Origin of the sequence: Micromonospora sp. S4605 (assembly GCF_003176715.1) — a bacterium.
GTDB lineage: Bacteria > Actinomycetota > Actinomycetes > Mycobacteriales > Micromonosporaceae > Micromonospora > Micromonospora echinaurantiaca.
Map to the genome: position 1 here is coordinate 1 of NZ_QGSW01000256.1, position 3922 is coordinate 3922.

Here is a 3922-nt window from a genome sequence, read left to right on the forward strand (position 1 = left end):
GTCGTCGTCGTACTGCTGCTGCGGCGGCGCACGGCGGCGACCGCGCCCGGCGGCGCGACCGGGCCCGGCCCGACGCCCGGCCCGGCCCTGCCGGGCCAGCCGGGCAGTCCCACCCTGCCCGGCCAGCCGGGCGGACCGACCCTGCCGGGCCAGGTGCCCGGCGGTCAGCCGGCGGCCGGGTCGACGCCCGCCGGCCCGCCGGAGTCCGCCTGAGACACCCCATCCGCTCCCGTCCGCCGCCGCGGACGGGTCGTCGGAGACTCCCCGGAGCCGCCGGCCCGCACCACCACCCCGGTCGCACCACCGCACAATCGAAGGGGGGATCGGCGATGAACGATCTCTTCACCTGGGCCGCCCTGGGCAGCCTGACCGGCGCGAGCGCCGCGACGCTGCTCGCCACCAACGTCATCGGCGGGCTGATCGGCCCGAGCGGCGACAAGGCTCGCAAGTGGATCGCGCTGGGCATCGCGCTCGCGCTGTCCTACCTCACCGCGGCGTTCGCCACGGACGCCGGCGTCGAGAAGTGGATCATCGCCTTCTTCAACGGCCTGGTCATCTTCTCCGCCGCGCTGGGCATCAACCAGCTGCCGCCCGGCAACCGGCAGGCGACCCAGGCGTCGCCCACCCAGCTCGCGCAGGGTCGCGAGCCCCGCATCATCCGCTCGTGGGTCTGAGAGGTGCCGCCATGATCTACGGAATCGTCAGCACCGTCGTGCACGTTGCCACCGGCGCCGTCCTCGGCCAGTTCGCGGGCGGCACCGTCGGCCTGCTGATCGGGGCGGTGCTCGGCCTGCTGGTCGGCGGGGTGTTCGGCTGGGCGGTCGCCTCGGCCCGGGTCTACGGCCCCGACCCGAAGGGCGTCCTGCTCTTCGTCGTCGACCACACCTGGAGCCTGCTCAACACCGTCGTCGGCGCCGTCTACCTCGCCGTCCACCTGGTCTTCGGGCACTCCCTGGACCGGCCCACCTCGCAGCACACCTGCCGGGTCAACGTGGTCGAGGGCGTCTCACCCCGCTACGCCACCACGATCGGCACGGTCTGCGCCGGATCCGGCCCGGGCATCCAGCGCCACGAGGACGTGCACATCCTCCAGGCGCGCATCCTCGGACCGCTCTACATCCCGCTGGTGCTCGCCAACTACGTGCTGTTCACCATCGCCCCGGTCTGGTTGCTCTACCACGACCACGGCAACGCGCCGATCAACCGGTTCACCCGCTACTTCGAGATCGGCGTCTACCCGCACGTGTGGAACGAGGCCATCGCCTACCGGGTGCAGGGGACCCCGCCGCGATGACCCCCGGTGCGCGCGGTCCGATCGAGACGGCCACCGCCGAGCTGGCGGCGTGGCTGGCCGGGGCGGCGGGAGAACCCGTCCCGGTCGGCCCGCCGCGGCCCGACGACGACGCCGCCCGGCTGACCCTCTGGCCGCTGGAGCTGCGCCCGGCCCGGCAGACCCGGGGCAGCGGCGGCGGTCGCGAGCCGTACCGGTTCACCGTGCGCTACCTGCTCTGCGCCGGCGGGCCGGCGGCGCTGCCCGGGCTGGACCGGGTGCTCGCCGCCGCCACCGCCGGCGGTGGGCACACCGTGGTGCTGGAGGCCGGCGATCCGCGACTGTGGCAGGCGTTCGGCACCGGGCCCCGACCGGCCCTGCTCATCGACGTGGCCGCCCAGGTCACCCACGCCGACGCGGTCGCGCCGCCGGTGCTGGCCCCGCTGCGGCTGCGCCAGTTGGAGCTGCTGACCTTCGACGGACGGGTGGTCGGCCCGGCCGAGCAGCCGCTGGCGGCCGTCCGGGTCGAGGTGGTCGGCCAGCCGTACGCCACCAGCACCGATCCCGCCGGCCGGTTCCGCGTGGTCGGCGTGCCGCACGACCCCGAGCGCCCCGGCCCGGTGCGGCTGCGGCTGACCAGCCGCGGCCAGGTGCTCACCGCCGAGGTGGACCCGGCCGAGCCCGACATCGTCATCGTCTGCCCACCACCGTCCCGCTGACCCGATCCGGGAGGACCGATGCCCACCTACTTCTCGCCCGGCATCTACGTCGAGGAGGTGCCCAGCGGCGCCCGCCCGATCGGACCGGTCGGCACCAGCACGGCCGCCTTCGTCGGTGTCGCCCCGGATCGCGGCGCCCACCTCGGCCGGGCCCAGGCGGTCAACAACTGGTCGGACTTCCTGCGGCTCTACGCCGACGGGGAGCGGCTGGAGAGCACTCCGCTGGCCCGGGCGGTGTTCGGCTTCCTGGACAACGGCGGCACCCGGTGCTGGGTGGTCAACGTCGGCGAGGACGGCGCGATCACCGGCACCGGCCAGCGGCGCGCCGGCCTGCAACTGCTGGAGGCGGTCGACGAGATCTCCATCCTGGCCGCGCCGGGTTTCCACGACCCGGTGTCGCACGAGGCGCTGCTCAGCATGGCCGAGCGGACCCGCACCATGGTGGCGATCTGCGACCCGCCGCCGGACGTCGAGGACATCTCGGCGCTGACCCGGGTCGCCACCCCGAGCAGCGGCAAGCCCCCGAAGCCGGCCGAGGCTTCCGGCGGCTCGGGCGGATCCGGCGGCTCGGGCGGCTCGGGCGGCTCGGGCGGGGAGGCGGCGGCGTGCCGGCCCCGGCAGTCGGACTTCGGCACCTGCTACTTCCCGTGGCTGCGGGTCCGCGACCCGCTCAGCGGGGAACTGGTGCTCACCCCGCCGAGCGGGCACATGGCCGGCATCTGGGCCCGCACCGACGCGCTGCGCGGGGTGCACAAGGCGCCGGCCAACGAGCCGGTACGCGGCGCCGTCGACCTGGCGTACCTGGTCACCCGGCCGGAGCACGACGTGCTCAACCCGAAGGGCGTGAACGTGATCCGCTACTTCGCCGGCGAGGGCATCCGGGTGTGGGGCGCCCGTACGCTCGCCGCCGAGGCCAGCGAGTGGCGCTACCTGAACGTCCGGCGGCTCTCCATCGCCATCGAGCAGGCGATCGCCAACGGCACCCGGTGGATGGTCTTCGAGCCGAACGACTTCTCGCTGTGGCGCTCTATCCGCCGTGACATCGGCGCCTTCCTGACCCGGGTCTGGCGCGACGGGGCCCTGCTGGGACGCACGCCCGAGGAGGCGTTCTTCGTCAAGTGCGACGAGGAGACCAACCCGCCGGACGTCCGCGACGCCGGCATGGTCGTCGCGCACATCGGCATCGCCGTGGTGAAGCCGGCGGAGTTCGTGGTGTTCAAGCTGAGCCAGTGGGCCGGCGGCGCCGAGACCGAGACGATTGGAGGCTGACATGCCGACCACGGCCACCCCGCAGCCGGGCGCCCCGGTCGACCCGTACCGGGCCTACAACTTCAAGCTGCTGGTCAACGGCGTGACCAACGGGCACTTCACCGAGGTCAGCGGGCTGGAGATGAACATCCCCGCGCTGCCCTACCGGGAGCAGGGCAACGACCGGATCCGGATGATCCCCGGCCAGGCCGAGTACGAGCCGGTGACGTTGCACTTCGGACTGACCGCCTCCCGGGAGCTGTGGGACTGGGTGCACGCCGTCGCCCGGGGCATGGTGAGCCGGCGCAACGTGTCGATCGTGCTGCTGGACGCCGCCGGCACCACCGAGGTGCTCCGCTGGAACATGATCAACGCTTGGCCAACCCGCTGGCTCGGCGCGCACCTGAACACCCTCGGTCAGGAGATCGCCATCGCCGCGCTGACGCTGCGCTACGAGGGCCTGGAACTGGAGACCGGCGGTGCCGCCCCGACGCCCGCGTAGCTGGCTGGCCGACCGGCTCCGCGCCCTCGCCGGCGGCGCGACGCGTCTGGCCGGGCGCATCGAGCCCGCGGGCGGTGCGGTGCAGCCCGCCGCTGGTCCGCTGCGCCGCCCCGGCGAGCCGCCCGAGCACTGGCTCCGCCTGGTCGCCGCACACGCCCCCGGCCTCCTCCATGACCTTCCCCC

5 protein-coding genes and 2 pseudogenes are annotated in these 3922 nt (G+C 74.3%); all 7 read left to right on the top strand.

What is annotated here, in order from left to right:
- A pseudogene (locus tag DLJ47_RS35895) lies at nt 1-213 on the top strand (hypothetical protein); the annotation flags it as partial.
- A 116-nt stretch (nt 214-329) separates the two neighbouring features.
- Nucleotides 330-674: a hypothetical protein gene (locus DLJ47_RS23015; protein ID WP_109902636.1), complete on the top strand. Its 345-nt coding sequence runs from the start codon at nt 330-332 to the stop codon at nt 672-674.
- An 11-nt stretch (nt 675-685) separates the two neighbouring features.
- Nucleotides 686-1294: a glycine zipper family protein gene (locus DLJ47_RS23020; RefSeq protein WP_109902638.1), complete on the top strand. Its 609-nt coding sequence runs from the start codon at nt 686-688 to the stop codon at nt 1292-1294.
- The gene (locus DLJ47_RS23025; RefSeq protein WP_109902640.1) at nt 1291-1989 is read left to right on the top strand and encodes a carboxypeptidase-like regulatory domain-containing protein; all 699 of its coding nucleotides are present in this window, start codon (nt 1291-1293) and stop codon (nt 1987-1989) included. Before DLJ47_RS23020 ends, DLJ47_RS23025 begins: the two co-directional genes overlap by 4 nt.
- A gap of 18 nt (nt 1990-2007) precedes the next feature.
- Nucleotides 2008-3258 carry a phage tail sheath family protein gene (locus tag DLJ47_RS23030; protein WP_109902642.1) on the top strand — a complete coding sequence of 417 codons (1251 nt, stop codon included), beginning with the start codon at nt 2008-2010 and terminating at the stop codon, nt 3256-3258.
- 1 nt (nt 3259) lies between these two features.
- Nucleotides 3260-3739 (top strand): phage tail protein, encoded by a 480-nt coding sequence (locus DLJ47_RS23035; RefSeq protein WP_109902644.1) that lies wholly within the window; start codon nt 3260-3262, stop codon nt 3737-3739.
- Nucleotides 3717-3922 (top strand): annotated as a pseudogene (locus tag DLJ47_RS37065) (hypothetical protein); the annotation flags it as partial. The gene DLJ47_RS23035 and the pseudogene DLJ47_RS37065, both read left to right, overlap by 23 nt.

Bases quoted from the DNA above. Each gene is read 5' to 3' on its own strand.
- DLJ47_RS23015 (WP_109902636.1), top strand. From the start codon at position 330: ATGAACGATCTCTTCACCTGGGCCGCCCTGGGCAGCCTGACCGGCGCG.
- DLJ47_RS23020 (WP_109902638.1), top strand. From the start codon at position 686: ATGATCTACGGAATCGTCAGCACCGTCGTGCACGTTGCCACCGGCGCC.
- DLJ47_RS23025 (WP_109902640.1), top strand. From the start codon at position 1,291: ATGACCCCCGGTGCGCGCGGTCCGATCGAGACGGCCACCGCCGAGCTG.
- DLJ47_RS23030 (WP_109902642.1), top strand. From the start codon at position 2,008: ATGCCCACCTACTTCTCGCCCGGCATCTACGTCGAGGAGGTGCCCAGC.
- DLJ47_RS23035 (WP_109902644.1), top strand. From the start codon at position 3,260: ATGCCGACCACGGCCACCCCGCAGCCGGGCGCCCCGGTCGACCCGTAC.